A 22,758-nucleotide genomic window follows, 5' to 3' on the forward strand; every position below is an offset into this window, starting at 1 on the left:
AGTTCCGATCTCGCGGGAAGGCAAACTGGAGTCAGTCCGAACGGCGCCAGTCGACCACAAAGACATCGCCATCGCGAACTTCGACGGGAACCGATTCCAGGGAATCCCCCGAACAGGGTCCCGAAAGACAAAAGCCATCATTCACTCTGAACACTGCGCCGTGGGTCGCACAGATGATTTGTTTGCGATCGAGATCGAGAAAACGATCGGGGGTCCAATTCAATGGCGTCCCCTGGTGGGGACAGCGATTGACGAAGGCCCGAACGCCGGCACCGTGGCGCACTACGAGAATGCCCGCCTGATTGGGCGCGTCCCCGGCGAAGCCGACCGCGTCCAACGCCTCGCCTTCGGGCAAATCCGCCAGGCGACACAGACGCAAACTTGGCAGCTCGCTGGGCTGGGACATCTTCGGCTCGGTCTCCGCTTTCAGGACAAACCGGCTTTGGGTGCACTCGCCGTAATGGACAGCGCATGGATCTCATGCTTCATCTCGGATTCGAGAATCTGATACACCAGTCGCTGGGCGGCGACGCGACCGAGCCCCGCGAAGCGTTCGGACACGATACTCACACGAAAATGGCCTCCGCCCTCGCGCGCGCCCACATGTCCCGCGTGAAGATGACTCTCGTCGACGACTTCGATCTCGACCGCATCGAGCGCTTCTCTCAACTTGGCTTCGATCTTGTCGCTCCGTTCACTCATGGAATCTCCAGGATTGTCAAAAACAGGGAATCGCGAAGCGGCCCCAGGCTCTTGGGCACTACGCGCGAGAGAGACTAGCGCCCTTCCGCGTTTCGAAAGAGACCCCATCGGTCCGCACAGGAGATTCAGCGGCCAACCGGCTATGCTGTGCCCGCCTGCCATCGGGGCCAAGGGCCCCACTAGATTCGGAGAACCGCGAGTGTTGAAATGGATCGGCAAATTCTATTTGGCAGTCTTTGGTTGGAAGAGCGAAGCGGGCCGCCCGCTCGAGTCCAGGTACGTGCTGATTGCGGCGCCCCACACCAGCAATTGGGACCTGCCGTTCATGATGGCGCTCGCCTGGAGCTATGAGATGAAGGTGCGGTGGATGGGCAAGCACGTGCTGTTCTACTGGCCCTACGGATGGTTCATGCGCCTGATGGGCGGACTCCCCATCCACCGAGAATCCAGCAACGACCGCGTCCAGGGAATGGCCGACGAGTTTGCGAAGCGAGAAGACTTTATCCTGATTGTCCCTGCCGAGGGCACCCGTAGCTACACCGCGCACTGGAAGTCCGGCTTCTACCACATCGCCAGGCTGGCCCGAGTCCCCATCGTGATGGGCTATCTCGACTTCGAACGCAAGCGAGGTGGCTTCGGCCCGGCACTCATCCCGGGCGAGGACATCACCAGCGACATGAACCAGATTCGTGATTTCTATCGGGACAAGATCGGCAAGCGCCCGGAGCTATTCGGCCCGGTGCGTCTCAAAGAAGAGATGTAGACAGCATCCAGCTGGGACCCAACTGTGTTCTTTCGAGACGATCAAATTGGCTGGGATGCGCTCGCGATCTCGATGGCCATCATGTTCTTCATCGCCCCCATCATCATGACGGTCCACTTCGCACATCGCGGCGAAGATCCCGCCGGACCGGATCCGCTGGTGGTACGCGGCGGGGATTTGATTCAGTTCTGGACCGGCGCCGCGGTTCTCGACGCCAACATCCCCTCGCGCAATCTTTACGACCGAGAAGCATTCAGGGAAGCGTTCAAATCCGTCGAGCGCACAGATGCCAATTCTCGCTACAACCCCACCTACCCGCCCCCGATCTACCAGGGCTTCAATGCCCTCGAGGGCCTGGGGCAGATTCGCGCCAGCAAGCTCCTGCTCTGGGGGTTCCTGCTCGCCTATGGGCTCGGGATCACGCTCCTGCTGCGCAGCGCAGGTTTGGACTTACCCCGGGGCACTGAGGGCTGGCTATTGCTCTGGGCTGCGCCGGCCAGCCAGCTCGGGATAGCCACTGGACAGCCCGCGGCGCTCTGGCTCGCGCTGTTGGGAGGGGGGCTCGCGCTGCGGCAAAGCAAGCGCGACATTCTCGCGGGTATCGTTTTGGGGATCCTCTGCATCAAGCCCACCGTCGCGGCCCCTGTCGCGCTGGCGCTGGCACTCGCGGCGCAATGGCGCATGGTTGGCGGCTTCGTGCTCGGGGGCGCAGGCGTGCTCGCACTTTCGATCGCGGCGGATGGGATCGAGATCTGGGCTGGGTATGTCGAGATGCTGTTCGACACCCCCGACCTCACACAGCGGTTGTGGTTTCATCTAAATCGACACGTCAGTTTACGCAGTCTTGTAGCGATGCCTTTTTCGGGCACGTCGTGGGCTATGCCGGTGGGCGTTGCCGGGGGGGGCGCGGCGTTCGCTTTTGCGCTTTGGCTGCGCGGCAAACTCGCTCCGATCTTCGCGCGCGACACGCACTCGTTTCCCGCGTTCGCGCTTCTGCTCGGGGCCTGCACCTTCGCCACGCCGCATCTTCTCGACTACGACCTCATTCTCTACTACCCGATGATGATTTGGGCCGCCTATCGAATCGCAGAGAAGCGCGCCCAACGCGCGCGCGTGGGAATCGCGGCCTTGATTTTCTTTTACATCGTCCCCATCGCCTATCCGATCTCTGAATGGATTCACTTCAGCGTGGCGAGCCTCGCGCTTCTGCTTCTGTTGGGATGGTGTACTGCCGAGATCGATTTCGGCGGGGGTATCGAGGCGGATGAAGGGTGAAGCCAAAGGGGCGGATCGGGCCCACGATGGATTCCTCCTGGGATCCGTTCACCTGCTCCTGCTCTGCAATCTCTTCATTGCACAGCCCACTTACGACGTACTGAGGCGCAGTCCAGAGTTCTTCTTCGCCCATGACGTGGCTCTCATGGATGTGCTCGTGCTGGTGCTCGTCCTCAGTCTGCTCATCTCACTCCCGCTGATCGTGGCAACGGGGGTGGCGGGACTCTTCGCAGAGGCGGTGCGCCGCTGGGTTCAGACGCTATTGCTCTTTCTCCTCACCACATGCGGATTGCAACTTGCGCTGCGAAGCAGCGCGACATTTGAAACGCTTGCGATCCCTGTTGCAATTGCGGGCGCGCTTTGCTTCTGCGTCACGTACCGGCGTTACTTGGCGGTGCGACTGAGCATGACCATGGCGTCCCCCGCGGTGCTCGTGATCGCGACGCTCTTTGTCTGGAACCTGGCCTCTACCGGAATCCTCTCATCCGTCGCCGAGGTACAGCGATCCGTTCGAATCGATGGCGCCAGCCCGAAGTCGGTCGTGATGATCGTATTCGACCAACTTTCGACCTCCAGCCTGCTCGGCTCCAACGGCGCGGTTGATCGCACGCGGTTACCGGCGTTTGCTCGACTCGCGGATGATTCGATCTGGTTTCGCAACGCGACCACAGTTGCGGAATCTACCGTGACTTCGGTGCCGGCCATCCTGACCGGGCGGTTCCCCGTGGAAGCAAACCCGTTCCCACCACCGAGTTCAGTCGGCTACCCCGAGAACCTGATTGGCTTCATCGCCTCTTCGCACATGGCCAACGTATCCGAGGAGATCACGCGCTTCTCCCCGCGGAGCATGCGCGAGCCGCCTCCGGACTTCATCCAACGCAGCACGAGGTTGCTGCGAGACGTCGGCATCGTCTCTGCCCACGTGTTGCTGCCCGAACACTGGCGCTTCGGCATTCCCACGATCGAGGGCGAGGTTGCATTCTTCGGCCTGCGGGAAGGCGACGCCCTCGATCACGCAAATGCGATGAGCGAGGGAGCCCGGATCGCTCAAGTGTCGCGGTTTCTCGATCGCATGCAGGAGGTGACGCAAAGCGCCGACGGGCTCGCGCCGACGTTCCATTTCTTGCACATCGTTCTCCCACATACCCCCTACAACTTTCGACCCGACCGCAGTCAATACACACGCCGTTGGTGGGTGCCGGGTTTGCGCAGCAGCTGGGGCTACTGGTACCGCGGCGAGGAGCCTGCTCGCCAAGGCTTGCAGCGCTATCTCCTGCAGCTCCTGCTCGTAGACACGCTGCTGGGCGAGATTCTCGACCGCATGCAGGCACTCGGTCTATACGACGATTCACTGCTGCTCGTCACTGCGGACCACGGATCCAGCTTCACACCAAAAGCTCACTCGCGTGCGATCACTCCTGAAACCCGAACGGACGTTCTTTACGTCCCGCTTTTCTTGAAGCTCCCGGGCAAAAGGCAGGGAATCAACGATGACCGCAACGCACAAACGGTAGACATCCTGCCGACGATCGCAGACTTCATTGATGTTCCACTGCCCTGGTCCGTGGATGGACGCTCGCTACTCGCGGCCCCACAGACGATGCCCAAGGAAAAGCATGCCTTTATCACCGTTGGATACCGGGGACTGAAGGCCTTCGACGCAACCGATGGAGGAGAGTTTCACTCTCTTGTGCCCATGATGGAGAGACTGGTCTACGAGCCTGAACGACGCTGGCTGCGGCTCGCGAGTTCCCGTGACGATCTCTTGGGGCAAAGCCTGAAGGAGATCGAAGGCCAACTCGAGTCCTCTGGCAAACTTCCTTTGATTCTCTTCGGAGCCGATGAAGCGACGGACGATTCGGACGCCGTCTTCGAATTGCGCTCTGGATGGATCCAGGGTCAGATTGAAGCGCCCCCCGGGCAGCTACATCATCAGTGGGACGTCGTCATCGCGGTTGAGGGCAAAGTCCGGGCGGTGACGCGCAGCTTCCGGATCCGGCGCACAAAGCACTATTTCGCAGCGCTGCTGGCTACTGAAGACATTCCAAAAGGCAGCGGCGAGGTCGAAGTTCGAATCTTGAAGGACGAACGAGAGTAGCGATCGCAAAGCCAAGGCTTTGTTCCGTCCATCATGCACGCGGGCTTCGTTCTTCCGATCAGCCCTGCCCCGTCAGCTTCGCCACGATCTCGTCGATGGCCTTGTCCGCGATCTGCACCATCTCTTCATCCGTGCGGTCCTGGATGGGATGTTCGGTAAAGACGGGTGAGGCTTCGAAGCCAAGCGACCGGGCTTGCGATGCTGCCGCGCTGACGAACTCGTTCGAGGCGATGAAGACCGACGCTACGCCCTGCTCTTCCAGTGCTTTCGTGTCGTGCACACTGCACGACGTGCAGCTGCCTCAGTCCGCCAGGGCTTCGACCACCGCCGCGCACTCGTTGGCAATTTGCTGACGCAGGTCGAAGGGTGCGGGTTTCGTGAAGGTCGGCTTGCGGAAGCGCTTGATCAGGGCGCCGCGTTTGGTCAGCTCGGCTTCGAGGCGATCGAGGAAAATGTCGCCCCGGGCCTTTGAGATGTCGAGCAGACCAATGGTCAGTCCCTCGATTGTTTCAGGTCGCGGGATTCGTTCGCGTTGAACGAGAGCCTGTTCGCCGGTCGGGTCGAGGATCACCCGTTCTGCTTCGGTGTGTGCGCTCATGCTTGAACCTCCTTCAAGATCACTTGACTTCCCATCTCGCCGCCCACCCAGCCTGCGATGACCGCTGAAAAAAGACCCGCCGAGCCACCGCAGTGCACGATGTATATGCCACCGGGCCGAAACTTCGGAACCGTTTCCACGGAGATCGGTCCCTGGGTACCCTCGGCCATGCCGCCAGCGCCGCGCAATAGTTCTTCGCTGGGAATGGCGCACAACTCGTGCAAGCGCGCGGTCAATTGAGCTTTATCCCAGCCGGCTTCCGCAAAGATCCGGGCGTGTTCCGGCGACACGAGCAGCAGGCAGTCAAAAGCCAACACGATCTTTGGGTGGTAGAGCCCGCGCAGGGTCGCGGCAAAACTGCGCGACAAAGATTCGGGTTCGCGCGAAAGCTGATCGAGGATGGTGCGGGGCCCTTCCCCGGGAAATAGCGTCACGGTGTCGCGCCCCGCCTCGGAACCGAGATCGACGGACAGCGGCTGCCAGGGAGAATCTTCTTCGTTTTCGGCGATGCAGAATCCCAATTTTCCGGGGTGTCCGAAGACGGCGCGATCGACTTCTCCGGGTCGGCCCCCGCCGACGTTTCGCACCACCAACTGCAACGCCCGTCCAATGGTCGCATTGGCACGGTTTCCCTGGCCCAGGGAATTCACTCCGGAATTCATTCCGAGTCGCTTTCGGATCGGGCCGTTGACGATCAATACCGGCCCAGCACTCAGCGTCGTGGCCAGCAGGCCATGCATGTTGAATTGGTCCGTGCAGGCAGCTTCGACTGCGGCGAGGACAAGCGGGAGATATTCGGGACGACAACCTGCCATGACTGCATTGATCGCGACTTTCTCGACCGTGCACTCGACCAGGTCCGAGGGCACCACGGCCACCACTTCGTCGGGTTTGCGCGCCGTCCCTTCGAGCATGGCGAGCACGCGCTTTTCGGTCGGGGGAACCAATGGCAAGCCATCGCTGAAGCCGTGGCCGTAGAGTGCTTCGATATCGTCTTCGAGTCGCGCCAATGGGATGCGTCGAGAGCGCAGGGTGTCGACTCCGAAGCGCAGCAACAAATCTGTCGCGTGCTCGGGGTCGACCGAGAGCGAACCGCAGCCGGGCCGCATTGCGGGCAGGTCTGCGCCGAGCCCCCTCATACCGCTGAGGGCTTCCCATTCTTCGCGGTGCCAGCCGAGCACACGTTCTTTCTCGATGCCGTCTTCGATCCGCAGCAACGTGGGAACAGCTTCGATGTTTTGATGCCAGGAAACTTCGAGGGAGCAGTCGTCCGAAACCTCGATATCACTGGGAAAGTCGGGATCGTCTTGACTGTAGACCGTGAGCGCGCCGCCCTGGGCTAGCTGTCGCAAGACCGGGGCCACCAATTCGCAGGTAGGGCAATCTCGCTTTACGAACGCGACGATGCCGTTGGGTAGCGGTGCACTCGATCGAACCACAATTACGCCTCCGCGATTCCCGACACTGTAGGGGGCAACCGAGGCACTCGCCAAATCCGGTCTCCGGGAAGCCGTGTTCCATTCGGACGGCGATCCGGGCTCGTGTTAGTCTCTGCCCCGCTGCTGTTTGAGGGGGGCCGTCCGTTCGATGCGTAGGTTCGCGATCGCCGCGTGTGTGTTTTTGATCGGACTCGCCGTCTCGTGCAGTCTTCTGCTTCCCGAACGCTTCGTGGTCAATGTGCCTCTTGCCGGAATGCTGTTCGGCCACACGATCGGCGCGCCTTCTTCGAATCAGATTCAAAGCCGTTTTCAGCTGCAACCGGGCTTTGGCCTCTCGCTCTACGCCAACAAGCTGAAGCACGTTCGCTGGCTCCACCCGACGCCCACAGGTGACCTGATTGCCAGCAGGCCGCGATCGGGCGATGTGATCCTGATTGCAGCGGATGCAGACGGCGACGGCCGCAGTGACGGGACCTTCCCTCTACTCGAGAATTTGAATCGCCCGCAGGGCCTCGAACTCTTCGATGGGTGGTTGTATGTCGCGGAAACCAACGCGATCGGCCGGGTGCGCTACGACGCCCAGTCGAGAACAGTGAACGGTGACTTCGAACGCATCGTGACCGGTATCCCTTCGCGGGGCAATCACTGGAGCCGCACAATCGGCATGGGACCCGATGGGTTTCTGTACTTGAGCATCGGTTCATCGTGCAACGCTTGCACCGAAGATGGTGAGCGAAGGGCTGCCATGTACCGCTACCGACCGGACGGAACCGGAGGCGAACTCGTCGCCTACGGTTTGCGCAACGCGGTCGGTTTCGATTGGCAACCCGGAACCCTCGATCTCTACGCCACGGACAATGGGCGCGATCTACTGGGGGACGACTTCCCACCCTGCGAATTGAATCTCATCGAGATGGGCGGGTTCTACGGCTGGCCATTCGCAAACGGTGACCGCGTACCCGACCCGGACTTTGGAGCTGGACAAGAGGCACGAATCCTCGCGTCCATTCCCCCCGTTCACAGCTTTCGGGCCCACAACGCACCGCTCGGGATCAGTTTCATCCGCGGTGATCGGGTTCCAGCCGCTCTTCGCGGAGCGGCGTTGGTCGCACTCCACGGGTCCTGGAACCGAACGATCAAAGACGGATACCGCGTCGTGTCTCTTCGCTGGCTACCCGACGGGACGATTCGCGAAGAAGACTTCTTGAGTGGCTTCGAACAAGACGGGGATGTCATCGGTCGACCCGTTCATGTCGTCGAGGGCCGTGACGGAGCCTTCTATATTTCTGATGACTACGCGGGTGCAATCTGGCGAGTTGCGTATGGCGAAGAAAACGCCAGCAATCTCGACCCCACTCGATCGAGGCGAAACCAAGGTTCTTCAGATCCGCTTGCTGGCATCTCCAATACACTTCGCGCGAGCCTGTCCCTGGAGGGAGCGTCTTTGTACGAGCTTCATCGCTGCGCAACCTGTCACGATCCCGCACAGTCAAAACTCGGCATTTCGGTCAAGCCGCTGGACCATCTCGCGGAGCGCTACGACCTGAACGCCCTCGAAGCACTGCTCGCAGCGCCCCCTTCGCCGATGCCGAGCTACCCACTGACCGCAGAAGAAAAGCGCGCACTCGCGGTTTATCTTCTTTCCAAGATCCACACGTCTGGTCGCTGACACCAGAGTCGTTACGCTTTCTAGCATCAGACATCCGGGGGGACGTCGCCATGGGACACCGAATCCTTCGCAAGACCAAGATCATCGCCACGATCGGTCCGGCCTCGGACTCGGTCGATACGATCAAGGCCATGATCCGCGCCGGGATGAACGTGGCGCGTCTGAATTTCTCTCACGGCAGCCACGCCGAACACCGCAAACACATTGATACCATTCGACAGGCCTCTGCCGAACTCGAAACGCACCTCGCCATTCTGCTCGATACCCGGGGCGTCGAAATTCGCACGGGGCGTCTCGAAGGAGGCAGCGCGACGCTCACCACCGGCCAAACCTTCGACCTCTATGCAGACAATCGCCTCGGAAACGCCTCCGGAGTCTCGATCAGCTACAAAAAACTGGCAGATGAAGTCGAGCAGGGTTCGCGAATCTTGATCGACGATGGCGTCATCGAACTACGGGTCAAAGAAATTCGAGACGATCATGTCCACTGCACGATCAACCGCGGCGGCCTGCTCGGCGACCGCAAGGGCGTCAACATCCCGGACATCAACATCGCCTACCCCGATATTTCGAGTCAAGATCGCGACGATATCCTGTTCGCGATTCAACACGACATCACTTACATCGCAGCGTCGTTCGTGCGCAGCGCGGGAGATGTGATCGCCATTCGACGCATCCTCGAAGAGCACAATGCCGTCATTCCGATCATTGCCAAGATCGAGAACCGTGAGGGAGTTGAAAACCTGGATGAAATCATCGCGGCGGCCGACGGGACCATGGTCGCGCGAGGCGACCTGGGGGTAGAGATCGAACTCCAGGACGTCCCAATCATCCAGAAGCGCATCATTCATTCGACGGTCGGGGCTGGCAAGCCCGTAATTACCGCGACGCAGATGCTCGACTCGATGGAACGCAACCCGGTCCCGACCCGAGCCGAAGTCAGCGATGTTGCGAATGCGATTTTCGATGGGACTTCTGCGGTCATGCTGTCCGGGGAAACGGCTTCAGGCGCTTATCCAGTCGAAGCGGTTCGCACCATTGCAGCACTCGCGCTGCGGGCCGAGGCTTCGCTGACCGACTACGGCCACTTGCAGCACACCAACACCGAGACTGCGGACAAGGTCACGGATGCGGTCAGTCAGGCCGCCATCACCATGGCCCATCACCTGAACGCGGCCGCGATCGTGACCCTGACCGAAACGGGCTTCACCTCGCGGTCGATCTCCAAGTTTCGCCCGCGCTGCCCCATCCTCGCCATCACCGTCTCAGCGGACGTGGTCAGAAAGCTCTCGATGAACTGGGGCGTTACGGGAATCCACTTCGACGGGGAGGGTTCCGACGACGAGATGCTTGCCTTCGCCGTACGCCGCGGCGTGGAGTTGGGCTACATCGACCCGGGAGACATCATCGTCGCGACCCATGGAGTGGACCGCGAGTCGGGAAGCACGAGCATGATCCGCGTCCTCGATGTGCCCGAGTCATGAGACGCCTGCTTCCGGGGCGTCTACTCTAGGCTGCGCTAGAGGCCATTGCTTCAAGAAAATCGAGCGTCGAGACAATGCCCACCAGCGAATCGCCGTCGTACACCAGTACCCGATGCACATGGGCATCGACCATCGTCTTTGCCACGCTCGCAACCGTATCGTCAGTCTGCGCGCAGAGAACGTCCGACGTCATGATTTCCCACACCTCGGCACCGCGCTTCAACAGCGTCGGGTCCTCGACATAACCCCCCAGTAAATCGGTCTTCGACACGATGCCGACGAGCTCACCGGTACTCGCCACGACGGGAGTGCCACTGATCTGGTGCTGCTTGAGGATCTGTTCAAGTGAGGAGACCTTGAGATTCGGCGAAACCGTCTCCACGGGTCCGTTCATGATTTCACTGATCTTCAAGGGTAGTCTCCTCTTCGCTTTCAGCGCCCTCGGATTCCAACTCCAGTACAGAAGCAAGGGACCGGACCAGCTCCTTGACCCGAAGCGGCTTCGTCAAAAAATCGTTCATCCCTTCTCGTTCACATCGCTTGCGATCCTTGACCATGGCATTTGCGGTGAGTGCGACGATGGGGATCTCAGACAAAGGGCCGTCCATGGCGCGAATGGCTCGCGTGCAGTCGAATCCGTCCATGTTTGGCATCTGGCAGTCCATCAAAATCACGTCGGGGCAATAGGATTCGAGGTGACACAGGGCATCACAACCATCCACTGCAACCTGCACGACACAACCCAAGCGCTCGAGAATCTTCCTGGCCACCTTCTGATTGACCGCGTTGTCCTCTACCAGCAGCACCTGCTTTCCCTGGAGGAGCGACGATTCAAATCCCGCCGCACCGCCGGCGCCCAGATTGTCCGAGGGAGGCATCGCAATTTCGAGGTCGAGATTGATTGTAAAGGTCGAGCCAACGTCAACTTCACTCGTCAGTGAGAGCGAGCCCCCCATCAGTTCTACCAGCTGGCGCGAGATCGCGAGACCGAGCCCGGTTCCGCCGTGCTTGCGGGTATTGGAAGCGTCGGCCTGCGTAAACTGTTCAAAGACGAGCTCGATCTTCTCTTCGGAAATACCAATTCCGGAATCCTTCACGGAGATCGCCAATTGACGGCGCCCATTGGAATCGTCCAAGACGTCCAAATGCACGGTGACGGAACCAGATTTGGTGAACTTGATGCCGTTCGCAATAAGGTTCAGCAAGACCTGACCGAGGCGTCCCTGGTCTCCGAACACCCAGCAGGATTCGACTTCATGAATGCCGTCGAGTGTCAATCCGCCATCGTGCGCCAATGACCGCAGCAAAATGACGGAGTCATCGAGCGACTGACAAAGGTCAAAGGGCAGCCTGTCGAGAACCAGCTTGCCGGCTTCCGCTCTCGAGTAGTCGAGAATGTCCTTGATGATCGAGAGCAGCGCGTCGCCCGAGCGAGCGATTGTTCCCACGAGATCTCGCTGATCGTCATTCAGGTCGCTATCCAGCAGCAGAGCGGCCATTCCCACCACCGCATTCATCGGGGTTCGGATCTCGTGACTCATGTTGGCCAGGAATTCGGACTTGGCGACATTTGCGGCCGTCGCCTGTTCAGCCGCCTTGCTGAGTTCTGCTTCGAGGCGCGCGCGGTGGCTCGTGTCCTCAAGCGTAAAGATCGTATACAGCACTTCGCCCGCAGCCGTTTCGATATAGACCGCGCGCCCGTGCACCATGATCACTTCACCGTCCGGCCGCATCAGCCTGAAGTCGGTCGACAATTCCCTGCCCTGATCGTGGGATAAATCGAGTTCTTCCTGGAGCCAATCGCGATCCATGGGGAGGATCAGATTGATCCACGCAGTTCCCATGAGTTCTTCGTCATCAAAGCGGGAGAGTTCGCGCCAGCGCTGATTGACATAGATGCAGTGCTGGTCGCGATTGAGGATCATCAACGAAACAGGCAGGCGCTCACAGAAGGTCTCAAAGGAGATCCCCTCGCAAAACTCGATACTGCCGCCCTGTTTCGCCATCAAACTGAACCCATAGGCCGTAGACCGCTCTGCATACCGCGGTACAGGGTCTTCGAAACGGCAAAACGGGGGCGTTAGGCGATGGATGAATCTCCGGAATCTTGCCCCGAAAACTCCCCAGAGTCGGGGATGCAAGGGTCCTGAATCCAGCAGCCTTTCTCGGGCAACAGGTTGCGAGAATGGAGCGGCTACGACTCTGGAGTAAAGACCACTTCCATCTTCTTACAGGTGCGCACCAGGGACGAGGGCTGGAACTGCGGCCCATCGCTTGCGTACTCCATGTCGGGAAGGCGACGCAGCAATTCGGCAAAGGCGACCTTCATTTCCATGCGAGCGAGATTGGCGCCGAGGCAAAAATGATTGCCAATTCCGAAGGCGATGTGGTGGGGATTGCGGTCGATATCAAACACCTCGGGCGACTCGAACTCCCTTTTGTCATGGTTGGCCGTGCTGTAGACCATGAAAACCTTGTCGCCCTGACGAATTTTCTTGTCTCCGAGTTCCGTGTCCTCGACGGCGGTACGGCAGAAGGAGCGGATCGGCGTGACCCAGCGCAACATTTCTTCGACGGCCTGAGGAATCAGACTGGGATCATCGATCAGGCGCTGTCGCGCTTCCGGGTTTTCGATCAGACATTGCATGCCCCCAGAAATGCCGTTGCGCGTGGTTTCGTTGCCGGCCACGAGCAACAGGACCATGAACATCACCAGCTCTTCTTGCGCGACTTCCCCGCCGTCGCCAATGAAGGCCGTGTCCTGCTGTTCCATGTGGGTATGCAGCAGCCCGTCGGTTTCCGCGCCGACCAAAATGCTCGCCAGATCATCCCGTGGGTTTTCGCGCCGATCGTCGAGAATTTCTCGTATGTAGGAGGTGTATTCGACGAAGGCCTGGCCTGCGGCCGCGACGATTTCCGGTTTGTCGAGATTTCCGTCGCCGGCAATCATGGCGTCCGACCATTGGTGAAAGCGCTCGCGATCATCGGGGCGGATGCCAATCATCTCGGCGATCAACAGCAGCGGCATTGGGACCGCAAGATCGGTGACAAAATCGCATCGGCCCTTCTTCGCGACGGCGTCGATCGTTTCCGTTGCAATCCGGGTAAAGACTTCTTCTAGCTTCGAGACCATGCGGGGGGTGAAGCCACGATTGATCAGGCCACGCAGCTTGCCGTGACGCGGCTCGTCCTCGTCGATCAAGCTCAGCTTGATCGGCATTCCCGGTCGCACGCCCTCACCCGAACAGAAGAGCTGATTGTTTTTCGAAACGTAACTGACGTGCTCAAAACTCGTAACGATCCAGTGGCCACTCTTCTCAGACCAGAAAATCGGCTCATTCTCACACAAGCTGCGCAGCCGGCCTTCCATATCCGGGGTCCAATTGGCTGAACTCGTAAAATCGATATCCACATCCGTCATTTTCATCGGGGGCACTCCTGGTTTGTCCACATGAACTGGTTCACTTGTCTCTTCGGGCTCTTCTAGCTCTTCTGTCTCTTCGGGCTCTTCTGTTTCTTCTTCGTCCGTCGCGGCTCCGAAACTGAATGATCCGGCGCTCGAATGGCTTCCCAGCCAAACTCTGCTGCCTGCACGATTTGCTTTTCGACCGGATAACCGGGGTCTGACAACCACGCAGTGACGGTTGCGTTGAGCATCCCGACGACCATTTCTGCCAGAAAGTCGGCGCTCATGTCGTCGCGCACTTCCCCGCAGTTTTGTCCTTCGCGCAGCATCTCGGCAAAGGGCTGATGGACTCTGAGCAGATAGGGGGGCTCGGCGCCGTCGGTTTCACTGCGCACCATGGTGAGTACGACGTCTCGGGCAATTTCGTGGGCTTCCCCGATGTCTGCGCCAGCAGCGCGTGCAAAGCCCAACAGACGCGAACGGGTATCCGTTTTGCGCTCGAGTTCTTGATCGAGCAGGCCTTGAAGGTGGATCACCACCATGTTGGTCATCTCGAACAGGACTGCCCGCTTGTTCTGGAAGTGATTGAAAAACGTGGCCGGGGCGATATCGGCGGCCTCCGAAATCTGTTCGACGGTGGTGGCCTGGAACCCCCGGTCCCGGAACATCTTGGTCGCAACATCAAAAATGTGCTGGCGTAGCGCCTGTTTGCGGCGTTCCCTGCGGCCGGGAGATGGGGCCGAATCAGGCTCTGGCCCCGTAGCGGTCGCGGCCTGCGGCTGAGGTGGACGTTCTGAGCGTTTATCTGGAGAAGTCATCATGCTTGGAGTCCGAGCTAAACTTAGATAGAACTCCAAGATACGTCAAGTACTAGAAGGCGCAATTCTTCGGACTGCTAGGATGCTCCCGAGATCGCGGCTTCCACGCTCAACCATGTACGGAGACCCCCCCGATGCGCTTCTCGACATCTTCCGCCCGTTCGCTCGTAGCCGCGCTGACCCTGTTCAGCACTGCGAGTTGCGTCTCTCCCCCACCCCCCACTGAGCCCATCGAGGCGACAATCGTCGAACCCGGCGAGAACACGGCCCTTCGCGTCGACCAGGCCGTGATCCTGCTCGATGCATCCGGTTCAATGGAAGCTTCCTCTCGCTTCCTCTCTACCCAAAACCTCGCTTCATCGTTCGTCGCGGGGATGCCCGAGGGCGGCTACGCCACGGCGGTCGTCACCTTTGGCGGCGACGCCAGCGAGATCTTCGGCTTTGCCCCATTCGACCGCGACGATTTGGAAAACGCGGTGATCGACGGCGAACTGCTCGGCAAGAGCACCGACATTCCCGCGGTGCTGAAAGAAGTACAAGGCTTGTTGAGGGGGCGGACGGGCACCACTGCGATCGTGCTCTTTTCCGATGGCAAAGCGGCCCGCCACGGTCGCGATCTGGGCCTCGAGCACACGCTTGCAGCCGCGTTTCAATTGGTCGCTGAAAATCAGGGGGAAGTCTGCTTCTTCACGATCCAGTCGGGTGACGACCCGGCGGGCACGCGACTGATGCAGAGCCTTGCCGCCGTCACGGGATGTGGCCGCTATCGACACGCCGACTCGCTGACCAGCACAGCGTCCCTTCACGAACTCGAGCAGTACGTATTCTTCGCAGCGCTGCTCCCCGCCGTCAGCGCGCCGCCGCCAGCCATTGTCGTCGTCCAAAAGGTCGACCGTGACGGGGATGGCGTAGAAGACGGAACGGATCAGTGTCTCGACACCCCGCACTTCGCACACGTGAACGACTTCGGCTGCTGGGTGCTCGACAGCTACACCTTCGACACCCGGCAGTTCCGCATTCTCGATTCGCAGTACGAAGCACTCGACGAAGTCGCAGAAGTACTCAAGATGAACCCCGAGTTGCGCATCCGCATCGACGGTCACACGGATTCCATGGGGACTGCGCAGTTCAATCAAACCCTTTCGGAGCAGCGGGCCGATGCGGTGCGGCACTACCTCGAGGCCACCGGTATCGACGCCGCCCGTCTGATGACCCGGGGTTTCGGCATGAGTTCACCGCTTGCGAGCAACAACACCCAAGAAGGCATGGCGACAAACCGCCGTTGTCAGCTGACGGTTTTGAAGTAGGGCCCCTCCGCGCTAGAGTCCGACTACTCCGCGCGCCCCGTTGCAATTCGTTAGGCCCAACCTCGTGACCAGATCCCATCCCGAAGAAAGTCTCGGCGCAAACCCCGGCGACGCCGCGCTCAATCCTGCCGACTCCGTCGCCATGGGCGTGCCGGCCAATCGCGTTCGACCCGTCGATGACAAAACAAGAAGTGGCGGCACGTTCCGAGCGCTGTCCCATCCCTCGTTTCGGCTGCTCTTCATGGCCTTCATCATCAACCAGACCGGGTTCTGGCTTTCCCATCTTTCGCTTCAAAAACAGATGACCCTGCTCAGCAACAACGACACGCGCATGGTGGGTCTGCTCTTCTTCTTTCTTTTTCTGCCGGCATTTCTCTTCGCCCCGCTAGCGGGGGTCGTGGCGGATCAATTCGACCGCAAGACGATCGTCCTCTGCTGCTACGGCCTGATCGCCAGCTGCTGTGCCACGCTCACCTGGTTGACCGCAATGGACGAGATGACGCCCTACCGCATGATCGCAGTCGCGGCTTTCATGGGTCTGTCCTTCGCGTTCTCCGGCCCGGCAAGCTTTGCGATCGCGGCGAATACGGTACCCGCTGAGGATCTCCCGAGTGCCGTGTCCCTGCAATCGGCCGCGAACAACCTGACCCGGGTCATGGGCCCCTTCATCGCGATACCGATCGTGGCCTCAGGCCGCTATGACATCTCGTTTGCGAGTTACCTGGTCGCGGCCCTGGTCGCCGCGTTCCTGACCATGCAGATGAAGATCGATCGCTTTGTCCCCGGAAATGACGAGAGCGGCATCTGGAATCGCATGCACAACGGCATCGTCCACGCTCAGGAACGTCACCCCGCCGTACCCGCTCTCAGCCTGGTTGCGATGCTGTCGTTCTTCGGGGTTTCGCATACGGTGCTGCTGAGCGCCTACGCGACAGACGTTTTGAAGGATGGACAGTATTTTACCTGGCTCGTGTGCGCGACCGGGATCGGAGCCGTGGCCGGAGCGCTGCGATCTGGACGTGAACAGAACCCGGGAATATTCTCGGCATCTCGCAAACTCATCGTCTACGGCGCAACACTCGCAGTATTTGGCGCGACGGAAAACCTCACAGTTGCTTTGATCGCACAAATAGTGATCGGATACTGCTACTTCGCCGTGATGACCAGCCTCCAAACGTTGATCCAACAAATTGTAGATGATTCGAAACGCGGCCGAGTCATGAGCCTGTTTCAGGTCTGCTGGGCCGGCTTGGTGCCCTTCGGAAGTCTTGCGATGGGATACCTCGCGGTGCCGCTCGGTGTCTCGACGACGCTCATACTCACGTCCGTGATCTGCGCCGGTTACGGAGCGTTCATGTGTCTTATGTCTCGCAACTGGAAGAAGCGCGGGCAAGTTTACGGTTGAGAATTTTCCGATCTCCCGATTCCACAAAAATGGGGGCTTGGCCCGATTGAGGCGCCGATCCCCGTACCCGATACCTCGACTCGACACGGCAGTATGAACGCAGGTCCATGGGCGATCCGTCCCCTTGCGAATCGATGCGTTGCGCGCCTGCGCGGGAGCGAAGATGGCTGAGGTCGAGTGGAAGATCGAGAAGTCGCGTTCTGGCGCCAACACGCTCAGCGTCGCCCGACGCCACGCCCACAGCGCTTACAATCCCCTGGCCGAAGCCCAACAAGTCGCAAGCCAGGTTCTGGCTGCCATGGCGAATGGAGGTCACGACTCACTCATTTCGATCGGATCGGGCCTCGGCTACATCACGCGCGCGATCTCCGAGCAGTGGACGGAGTCCATCCTGCACTGGGAACCGTTCCCGCAGCTGTGCGAGGAGATCGCCAACAAGGGATTTCCTGGCAATCTCGGGTCAACCCGCGAAGTCCTGACCGCAGCGGCGAACCGGGGCACCGGCAAGCGAAAGAAGAGTCCCCATCATCGCGTGAGCGTCAGCACGACGAAGGAATTCGAACTCGCGCTGGACGCACTCGCGGGTTCTGGCCGCAATCCTTATCTCTGGATTCATCCGGGCTACGAACATGTATGCCGTTTTGAAGCGCGCTACGCGCTCCGGGCGTTGCGCCAAAGACTGGTCGGCCAGGCGAAGCTAACGCCCCGTGCCGCGATTGTGAGTCAACGCAGTATCGAAGCCGCAAGTCAACTGCCCTTCACTCCCGTGACCGACGACCTGGCGGACTGCCTCGACGGACAGACTGCAATCATCATCTCTGCGGGTCCATCCATTCATCTGGCCAATCGCGGATTCACAAATCACTCAGGCGGCGTTCGGTTTGCCGGAGTTCGCGTTCTGCATGAGCTTCTAGCCACATCGTCTCATGTTCACTTTGCGGTGTGCTCTGATCTGCGTAACCTGTTCGAAATATTTGGCATCCCAAACGACATCCCTTTCGACCTTCTGCTGGCGGACACCTCCTCGGAGCCAAAGATGCTGCGGGACCATCGGGACCGCAGCTGCCTGTTTCATGGACGAACCCAGCACGCACATCAACTCCCCTGGCAAGCCAGCGGTCTCGAGATTCTCGACGAGCCGATTGTTTCGGTCAGCGAGACGTCCATGTTGCTGGCGCACAGGATGGGCGCCCGGCGATTCATCCTGGTTGGAGTCGATCTCGATTGTGACGCCTCGCGCTACGCCGAGCGGTTTTTCGTGAAGAATCTCGCGGGCGAAACTGTGACCACCAACTCGCACTACTTCCACTCCGCTCGCTATCTAGGTGACTACTGTTCGCGACTGCGAGATGAGGGTTGTGAAATTTTTCGCCTCAGCGACGGACTCCCCATCGCCGGCTGCCAAGCGATCGGCGTCGACGAATTCGAAACACTCATCGCAGCACTTCCCAGCTTCACCACTCCCATTCTGCCGCGAACCGTGCACCCTGGGCGCCTCCGGGCAACCCGCAGGCATTACGAGTGGCTGACCAAAAACACCGGCACTTCTGTGCGCCCCGTCGGCGGCATCGAGCACAGCGATCCCGGCTGGCAGCCCCTCGACCGCGCAGCTTCCCTGCGATTGGCGAGGCGCGCGCTGCGCGACCTGGACGGGATCGCCCCGGAACGGCAAGCCGGATCAGGATTGGACTCTCAGCTTCTCTGAGTCAGTCGATTTCTCCGGACCCCGAGCACTGGGCGTGCTTCCATTGGAGGCCCAGGCGATCTGCACAACGTCTTCACCCTTCCAACGTCGCGGCGCCCCCCTAGCGAGCCTTTTCCTTGATTGACATCGACTCCGCATTATCTGGCCCGCTCCGCCGCTGGGTCCGCGCCGTGCGAGTTCGACCGTGGCAAACGCTCGCGCTCTGTGCCGTCGTCACCCTTGCGTCCGGCTACTACGCCGGGGCAAACCTCGGCATCAACTCCGACACCATCCAACTGTTTCCCGAAGATCTTCCCGCCCGACGAAATCACGATGCCTTCGTGGCGGTTTTTCCAAATCTTGAAAACGCATTGTTGATCGTAGTGGACGCGGCGACTCCAGAGGCCGCGCGAAATGCCAGCGAGCAGCTCGTCCAGATCCTCAGTCGCGACCCGGTAAATTTCGAAACGGTCTATTTGCCCGGTGGCGGCCCATTCTTCGAACAACACGCACTGCTCTATCAAACCGTCGACGACCTCGACCAGTTTTCGGACCACCTCTTACGCGTCCAACCCGTCATCGCGGAACTCGACCGCGATGCGAGTATCGCCAACCTGACCTCGCTGATTCAGCAAGGTCTCGACCGGTTTCGACCCCAAAACGGCGACGAAGAATTGTGGGGTGAGATTTTTGACCGTCTGGGCGGCGCGAGCGTCGAGGTCTACCGAGAGAACCCACTGGCGATTTCCTGGGAGGGCTTGATGCTCGCGGGATCGGCGATCGACGTCGTTACCCGTCGCGTCGTGCTCGCCCATCCGGTGCTCGACTTTGCAGACGCGCTTCCGGCGCGCGCTCCCCTTGAAGCCATTCGCAGAGTAACTGCCCAACTCATGAGCGAGGGGGACAGCAGTCTGCGAATCCGAGTGACCGGCAATCCAGCGCTCACCCATGAAGAAACCCTCAGCCTGACCTGGGATATTGGGGTCTCGGGGGGGTTCTGCCTGCTGTTGGTCAGCATCATCCTCTTTCTGGCCTTGCGCTCGGGCCCGCTCGTCGGCGGGGTCGTAATCACTTTGCTCACGGGGCTGATCTGGACCGGGGGCTTCGCCGCCATTGCGGTCGGCAACCTGAACGTGATCTCGATCGCCGCGGGCGTTCTCTTTCTCGGGCTGGGGGTCGACTTCGGGTTGCATCTGGGCATGCGCTACGCCGACCTGCTGCGCGGCGGTGACAGCCACGCCGCTGCACTCGACGAAGCAGCAGCGAGTGTCGGAGGATCGCTCTCGATTTGCACCATCACTACGGCGCTCGGCTTCTTCGCTTTCTTGCCGACGGACTACAAGGGAGTGGCAGAACTCGGACTGATCACGGGCGTGGGTTTGATCATCATCCTCTTCTTGACCTTGACCTTGCTCCCCGCCCTGCTGACTGCCGTGCTTCACGCGAATCCCGAGCGGTTACGAACGCGAGAATTGCGATTCGGCGAAATACCTTCGCGATTCATCGCGCGCAATTCGCGCACGATTCGCGCCGCGGCGTTCGTCGCCTTTGCGCTGTCCCTGGTACTGGTCTCTGATCTTCACTTCGACGCCAACATTGTCGCCATGCGCGATCCGTCGACGGAATCTGTCCAGACCTTCAACGACCTGCTCGCCGACTCGGGAACCAATTCACCCTGGTACGCCAACTCGGTGGCCGCGAATCTAAAGGAGGCGGATGGGATCAAGCGCCGAATGCAGCGACTCGACGCAGTCGATCGCTCGATTACGCTCTCCGACTACATCCCCGACGAACAGGAAGAGAAGCTCGAAATCTTGAGCGACCTTTCGTTTCTATTGGGACCGCGCGGGGGCGGTTCAGACACCCCTCCCAAAACCCTGCCGCCCGATCAGCAAATTGCAGCGCTGCGTCTGCTTCGCGACCTGCTCGTGCGAGCCAGCGACGAAGCCGAAGCCCCCCTGCTCGTCGCGAGCATGCAGGATCTCACTGGAAAACTCGACGAGTTTCTGGTGCGGGTCGACCGAGATGAAGCCCCCGAGCGCGCCCTCGCCAAGCTCGAGGATCTACTGCTTTCGACGTTTCCCGAACAGGTGGATCGACTCCACCGCGCGCTCAATGCCTCGCGAATTACCCGAGAATCTCTCCCGGATCAGCTCGTCCGACGCTTGATCGCTCCCGACGGTCGCGCCCGAGTGCAAACCTTTCCCCGGGAGAACCTCGAAAATCACGAAGCCTTCACTCGCTTCGTCGAAGCGGTGCAGAGTGTCGACCCCAATGTCACGGGCATCGCGGTCAATCTCGTCGAGTTTGCGCGCACGACGAAGCAGGCCTTCCGACAAGCCATCGCAACGGCCGTGGTTGCGATCTGCGGAATCCTCTGGTTGCTTTGGCGGCGCGTCCGTCAGGTCGTCCTGGTCATGGCTCCGCTCATGCTCGCGGGCACCGCAACCGGGGCGATCATGGTCTTGATTGGCCTCCCCCTCAACTTCTTCAACGTCGTGGTGGTTCCGTTGCTGCTCGGCGCCGGTGTCGACAGTGGCATCCATCTGGTGGAACAGGCCCGTCGACGCAAACCCGACGAGATCGATGTTCTCGGCACGACCACCGCGCGGGCCGTCTTTTTTAGTGCACTCACGACCATCACGAGCTTCGGAACCCTCGCCTTTTCGTCCCATGTCGGCCTTTCCGGGCTTGGAACGCTATTGACCGTCGGAATGTCGCTCACGGTGATCTGCAACCTGGTGGTTCTGCCGGCCCTGCTGGCAAAGTTCTGGCGATATCCAGAAACCCCGACTGAGCCCCGGGCATAATTCGGTTGATCAGAGCAGTGCTCCTGCCATACTAACGGCATGGGAGACGCCGAGCTCACTCTCGAGAACATCGACATCGTCAGCAACGAAACGTTCGCTCGCGATGGATATCCCCACGAGGCCTGGACCCTCCTGCGCCGAGAGGCACCCGTCTTTCGCTATGACCGCGGCGTCAAGATTCCCTTCTGGGCCATCACCAAGCACGAAGACATCGTCAAGATCTCGCGCCAGTCCCATGAGAACATCAACGCACCTCGGCTCGCCGTGTTTCCCGAGTTCAGTCCGCCGACGGAAGAGGAACGGGAGATTCGACATCTGTTGCTCATGGATGCACCCGACCACCCCATTTACCGGAAGATCACCTCGTCGCACTTCACTCCACGATCGGTTCGCCGTCTTGAAGCGAGCATTGAAGAAATCACCCGGGAAACGATCGACGCCATCGCGAATGGTGGAGAGCACAGTGAATTCGATTTCGTAACATCGGTCTCCGCGCCAGTTCCCCTCGCAGTGCTGGCCGACCTGCTCGGTGTACCCCGTGAAGACTGGAAGCTGATGTTCGCCTGGACCAACGCGATTGTCGGTTCTTCCGACCCGGAGTATCAAGATACAGGGAACACGCGTCACACGGCGGATCGCGCCCGGGTGCAACTTTTCGAATACTTCTGGAACATGGCGGAAGAGCGGCGCAAGCAACCGCGGGAAGACATTTCAAGCGTGCTGGCCAACGCGAGCATCGACGGAAAGGATCTACCGCCGAGAGAATTGCTCTCCTACTTCTTCCTGCTGGTCGTGGCCGGAAACGAAACCACGCGAAATGCCATGAGCGGGGGGCTGCTCGCCCTGATCCAGAATCCCGAACAACTCGAGAAGCTGCGCAAGGATCCGACCTTGATCGACACTGCGGTAGAAGAGATCCTGCGCTGGACGACCCCGGTGATCCAGTTCTGCAGGACCGCAACCCGGGACTTCGAACTGCGGGGACAGACCATTCGTTCGGGAGATTCCATGTGTCTCTTCTACCCGTCTGCGAACCGCGACGAGGAAGTATTTGATCAACCCTTCGAGTTCCGGGTAGATCGACAACCCAATCACCACCTCGCATTCGGCATTGGAGAACACTTCTGCCTGGGCGCAAACCTCGCCCGACTCGAACTGCGAATCCTGTTTCGTCAACTGGCAGAACGCTTGATCGAAGTCGAACTCACCGAACCCGTCGAGCGCTTGCAGTCGAGTTTTCTCGGCGGTGTCAAGCACATGAAGATCCGGACCCGGTTCACGAGTGATGCCATTTAATTCC

The 22,758-nt window shown here is 60.0% G+C and carries 19 protein-coding genes; 10 read left to right on the top strand and 9 right to left on the bottom strand.

What is annotated here, in order from left to right; genetic code table 11:
• Positions 1-31: 31 nt before the first annotated feature.
• Positions 32-406 (bottom strand): Rieske (2Fe-2S) protein, encoded by a 375-nt coding sequence (locus IH881_07230; GenBank protein ID MCH7867475.1) that lies wholly within the window; start codon positions 404-406, stop codon positions 32-34.
• 20 nt (positions 407-426) lie between these two features.
• Complete coding sequence (locus tag IH881_07235) at positions 427-702, bottom strand: BolA family transcriptional regulator (protein MCH7867476.1); 276 nt, start codon at positions 700-702, stop codon at positions 427-429.
• Positions 703-844: 142 nt separating this feature from the next.
• Here IH881_07235 and IH881_07240 point away from each other — a divergent pair, with 142 nt between their 5' ends.
• The 3 genes from IH881_07240 to IH881_07250 are packed head-to-tail and all read left to right on the top strand — an operon-like array spanning position 845 to position 4,838.
• Complete coding sequence (locus tag IH881_07240; GenBank protein ID MCH7867477.1) at positions 845-1,465, top strand: 1-acyl-sn-glycerol-3-phosphate acyltransferase; 621 nt, start codon at positions 845-847, stop codon at positions 1,463-1,465.
• A 24-nt stretch (positions 1,466-1,489) separates the two neighbouring features.
• Complete coding sequence (locus IH881_07245) at positions 1,490-2,740, top strand: DUF2029 domain-containing protein (protein MCH7867478.1); 1,251 nt, start codon at positions 1,490-1,492, stop codon at positions 2,738-2,740.
• Complete coding sequence (locus IH881_07250; protein ID MCH7867479.1) at positions 2,730-4,838, top strand: sulfatase-like hydrolase/transferase; 2,109 nt, start codon at positions 2,730-2,732, stop codon at positions 4,836-4,838. Before IH881_07245 ends, IH881_07250 begins: the two co-directional genes overlap by 11 nt.
• 58 nt (positions 4,839-4,896) lie before the next feature.
• Here the strand turns inward: IH881_07250 and IH881_07255 are convergent, their stop codons facing one another.
• The 3 genes from IH881_07255 to IH881_07265 are packed head-to-tail and all read right to left on the bottom strand — an operon-like array spanning position 4,897 to position 6,875.
• A complete protein-coding gene (locus tag IH881_07255; protein ID MCH7867480.1) occupies positions 4,897-5,118 on the bottom strand; it encodes a hypothetical protein in 222 nt (73 codons plus the stop codon).
• A 21-nt stretch (positions 5,119-5,139) separates the two neighbouring features.
• Positions 5,140-5,436 carry a hypothetical protein gene (locus IH881_07260; protein ID MCH7867481.1) on the bottom strand — a complete coding sequence of 99 codons (297 nt, stop codon included), beginning with the start codon at positions 5,434-5,436 and terminating at the stop codon, positions 5,140-5,142.
• Positions 5,433-6,875: a thioredoxin family protein gene (locus tag IH881_07265; GenBank protein ID MCH7867482.1), complete on the bottom strand. Its 1,443-nt coding sequence runs from the start codon at positions 6,873-6,875 to the stop codon at positions 5,433-5,435. Before IH881_07265 ends, IH881_07260 begins: the two co-directional genes overlap by 4 nt.
• A 148-nt stretch (positions 6,876-7,023) precedes the next feature.
• On the opposite strand from IH881_07265, the gene IH881_07270 reads away from it, so the two are divergent.
• Both IH881_07270 and pyk read left to right on the top strand, forming a co-directional pair.
• Positions 7,024-8,544, top strand: coding sequence for a PQQ-dependent sugar dehydrogenase (locus IH881_07270; protein MCH7867483.1), 1,521 nt, complete (start codon positions 7,024-7,026; stop codon positions 8,542-8,544).
• A gap of 50 nt (positions 8,545-8,594) precedes the next feature.
• A complete protein-coding gene (pyk, locus tag IH881_07275; protein MCH7867484.1) occupies positions 8,595-10,028 on the top strand; it encodes a pyruvate kinase in 1,434 nt (477 codons plus the stop codon).
• Between the two features lie 25 nt (positions 10,029-10,053).
• On the opposite strand, the gene IH881_07280 is transcribed toward pyk, so the two are convergent.
• The 4 genes from IH881_07280 to IH881_07295 all read right to left on the bottom strand — a co-directional run bounded on the left by IH881_07280 (position 10,054) and on the right by IH881_07295 (position 14,102).
• The gene (locus IH881_07280) at positions 10,054-10,440 is read right to left on the bottom strand and encodes a CBS domain-containing protein (protein ID MCH7867485.1); all 387 of its coding nucleotides are present in this window, start codon (positions 10,438-10,440) and stop codon (positions 10,054-10,056) included.
• The gene (locus IH881_07285; GenBank protein ID MCH7867486.1) at positions 10,427-12,034 is read right to left on the bottom strand and encodes a response regulator; all 1,608 of its coding nucleotides are present in this window, start codon (positions 12,032-12,034) and stop codon (positions 10,427-10,429) included. The genes IH881_07280 and IH881_07285 overlap by 14 nt, the downstream gene beginning before the upstream one ends.
• A 188-nt stretch (positions 12,035-12,222) precedes the next feature.
• On the bottom strand, positions 12,223-13,455 hold the full coding sequence (locus tag IH881_07290) for a cytochrome P450 (protein MCH7867487.1): 1,233 nt from the start codon (positions 13,453-13,455) through the stop codon (positions 12,223-12,225).
• 56 nt (positions 13,456-13,511) lie between these two features.
• Positions 13,512-14,102, bottom strand: a complete 591-nt coding sequence (locus IH881_07295) for a TetR/AcrR family transcriptional regulator (protein MCH7867488.1) — start codon at positions 14,100-14,102, stop codon at positions 13,512-13,514.
• 284 nt (positions 14,103-14,386) lie between these two features.
• On the opposite strand from IH881_07295, the gene IH881_07300 reads away from it, so the two are divergent.
• The 5 genes from IH881_07300 to IH881_07320 all read left to right on the top strand — a co-directional run bounded on the left by IH881_07300 (position 14,387) and on the right by IH881_07320 (position 22,754).
• Positions 14,387-15,559 carry an OmpA family protein gene (locus IH881_07300; GenBank protein ID MCH7867489.1) on the top strand — a complete coding sequence of 391 codons (1,173 nt, stop codon included), beginning with the start codon at positions 14,387-14,389 and terminating at the stop codon, positions 15,557-15,559.
• Positions 15,560-15,623: 64 nt separating this feature from the next.
• The gene (locus IH881_07305; protein MCH7867490.1) at positions 15,624-16,964 is read left to right on the top strand and encodes an MFS transporter; all 1,341 of its coding nucleotides are present in this window, start codon (positions 15,624-15,626) and stop codon (positions 16,962-16,964) included.
• Between the two features lie 163 nt (positions 16,965-17,127).
• The gene (locus tag IH881_07310; GenBank protein ID MCH7867491.1) at positions 17,128-18,669 is read left to right on the top strand and encodes a DUF115 domain-containing protein; all 1,542 of its coding nucleotides are present in this window, start codon (positions 17,128-17,130) and stop codon (positions 18,667-18,669) included.
• A 116-nt stretch (positions 18,670-18,785) separates the two neighbouring features.
• The gene (locus tag IH881_07315) at positions 18,786-21,458 is read left to right on the top strand and encodes an MMPL family transporter (protein MCH7867492.1); all 2,673 of its coding nucleotides are present in this window, start codon (positions 18,786-18,788) and stop codon (positions 21,456-21,458) included.
• Positions 21,459-21,497: 39 nt separating this feature from the next.
• Positions 21,498-22,754, top strand: a complete 1,257-nt coding sequence (locus tag IH881_07320; protein ID MCH7867493.1) for a cytochrome P450 — start codon at positions 21,498-21,500, stop codon at positions 22,752-22,754.
• Positions 22,755-22,758: the final 4 nt, after the last annotated feature.

Source organism: Myxococcales bacterium, from assembly GCA_022563535.1.
Taxonomy (GTDB): Bacteria; Myxococcota_A; UBA9160; order UBA9160; family UBA4427; genus DUBZ01.

Coding starts and splice junctions, on each gene's coding strand:
- IH881_07230 (MCH7867475.1), bottom strand. CDS start 406: ATGTCCCAGCCCAGCGAGCTGCCAAGTTTGCGTCTGTGTCGCCTGGCG.
- IH881_07235 (MCH7867476.1), bottom strand. CDS start 702: ATGAGTGAACGGAGCGACAAGATCGAAGCCAAGTTGAGAGAAGCGCTC.
- IH881_07240 (MCH7867477.1), top strand. CDS start 845: ATGCTGTGCCCGCCTGCCATCGGGGCCAAGGGCCCCACTAGATTCGGA.
- IH881_07250 (MCH7867479.1), top strand. CDS start 2,730: ATGAAGGGTGAAGCCAAAGGGGCGGATCGGGCCCACGATGGATTCCTC.
- IH881_07260 (MCH7867481.1), bottom strand. CDS start 5,436: ATGAGCGCACACACCGAAGCAGAACGGGTGATCCTCGACCCGACCGGC.
- IH881_07270 (MCH7867483.1), top strand. CDS start 7,024: ATGCGTAGGTTCGCGATCGCCGCGTGTGTGTTTTTGATCGGACTCGCC.
- pyk (MCH7867484.1), top strand. CDS start 8,595: ATGGGACACCGAATCCTTCGCAAGACCAAGATCATCGCCACGATCGGT.
- IH881_07285 (MCH7867486.1), bottom strand. CDS start 12,034: ATGGCGAAACAGGGCGGCAGTATCGAGTTTTGCGAGGGGATCTCCTTT.
- IH881_07290 (MCH7867487.1), bottom strand. CDS start 13,455: ATGAAAATGACGGATGTGGATATCGATTTTACGAGTTCAGCCAATTGG.
- IH881_07295 (MCH7867488.1), bottom strand. CDS start 14,102: ATGTTCCGGGACCGGGGGTTCCAGGCCACCACCGTCGAACAGATTTCG.
- IH881_07300 (MCH7867489.1), top strand. CDS start 14,387: ATGCGCTTCTCGACATCTTCCGCCCGTTCGCTCGTAGCCGCGCTGACC.
- IH881_07310 (MCH7867491.1), top strand. CDS start 17,128: ATGGCTGAGGTCGAGTGGAAGATCGAGAAGTCGCGTTCTGGCGCCAAC.
- IH881_07320 (MCH7867493.1), top strand. CDS start 21,498: ATGGGAGACGCCGAGCTCACTCTCGAGAACATCGACATCGTCAGCAAC.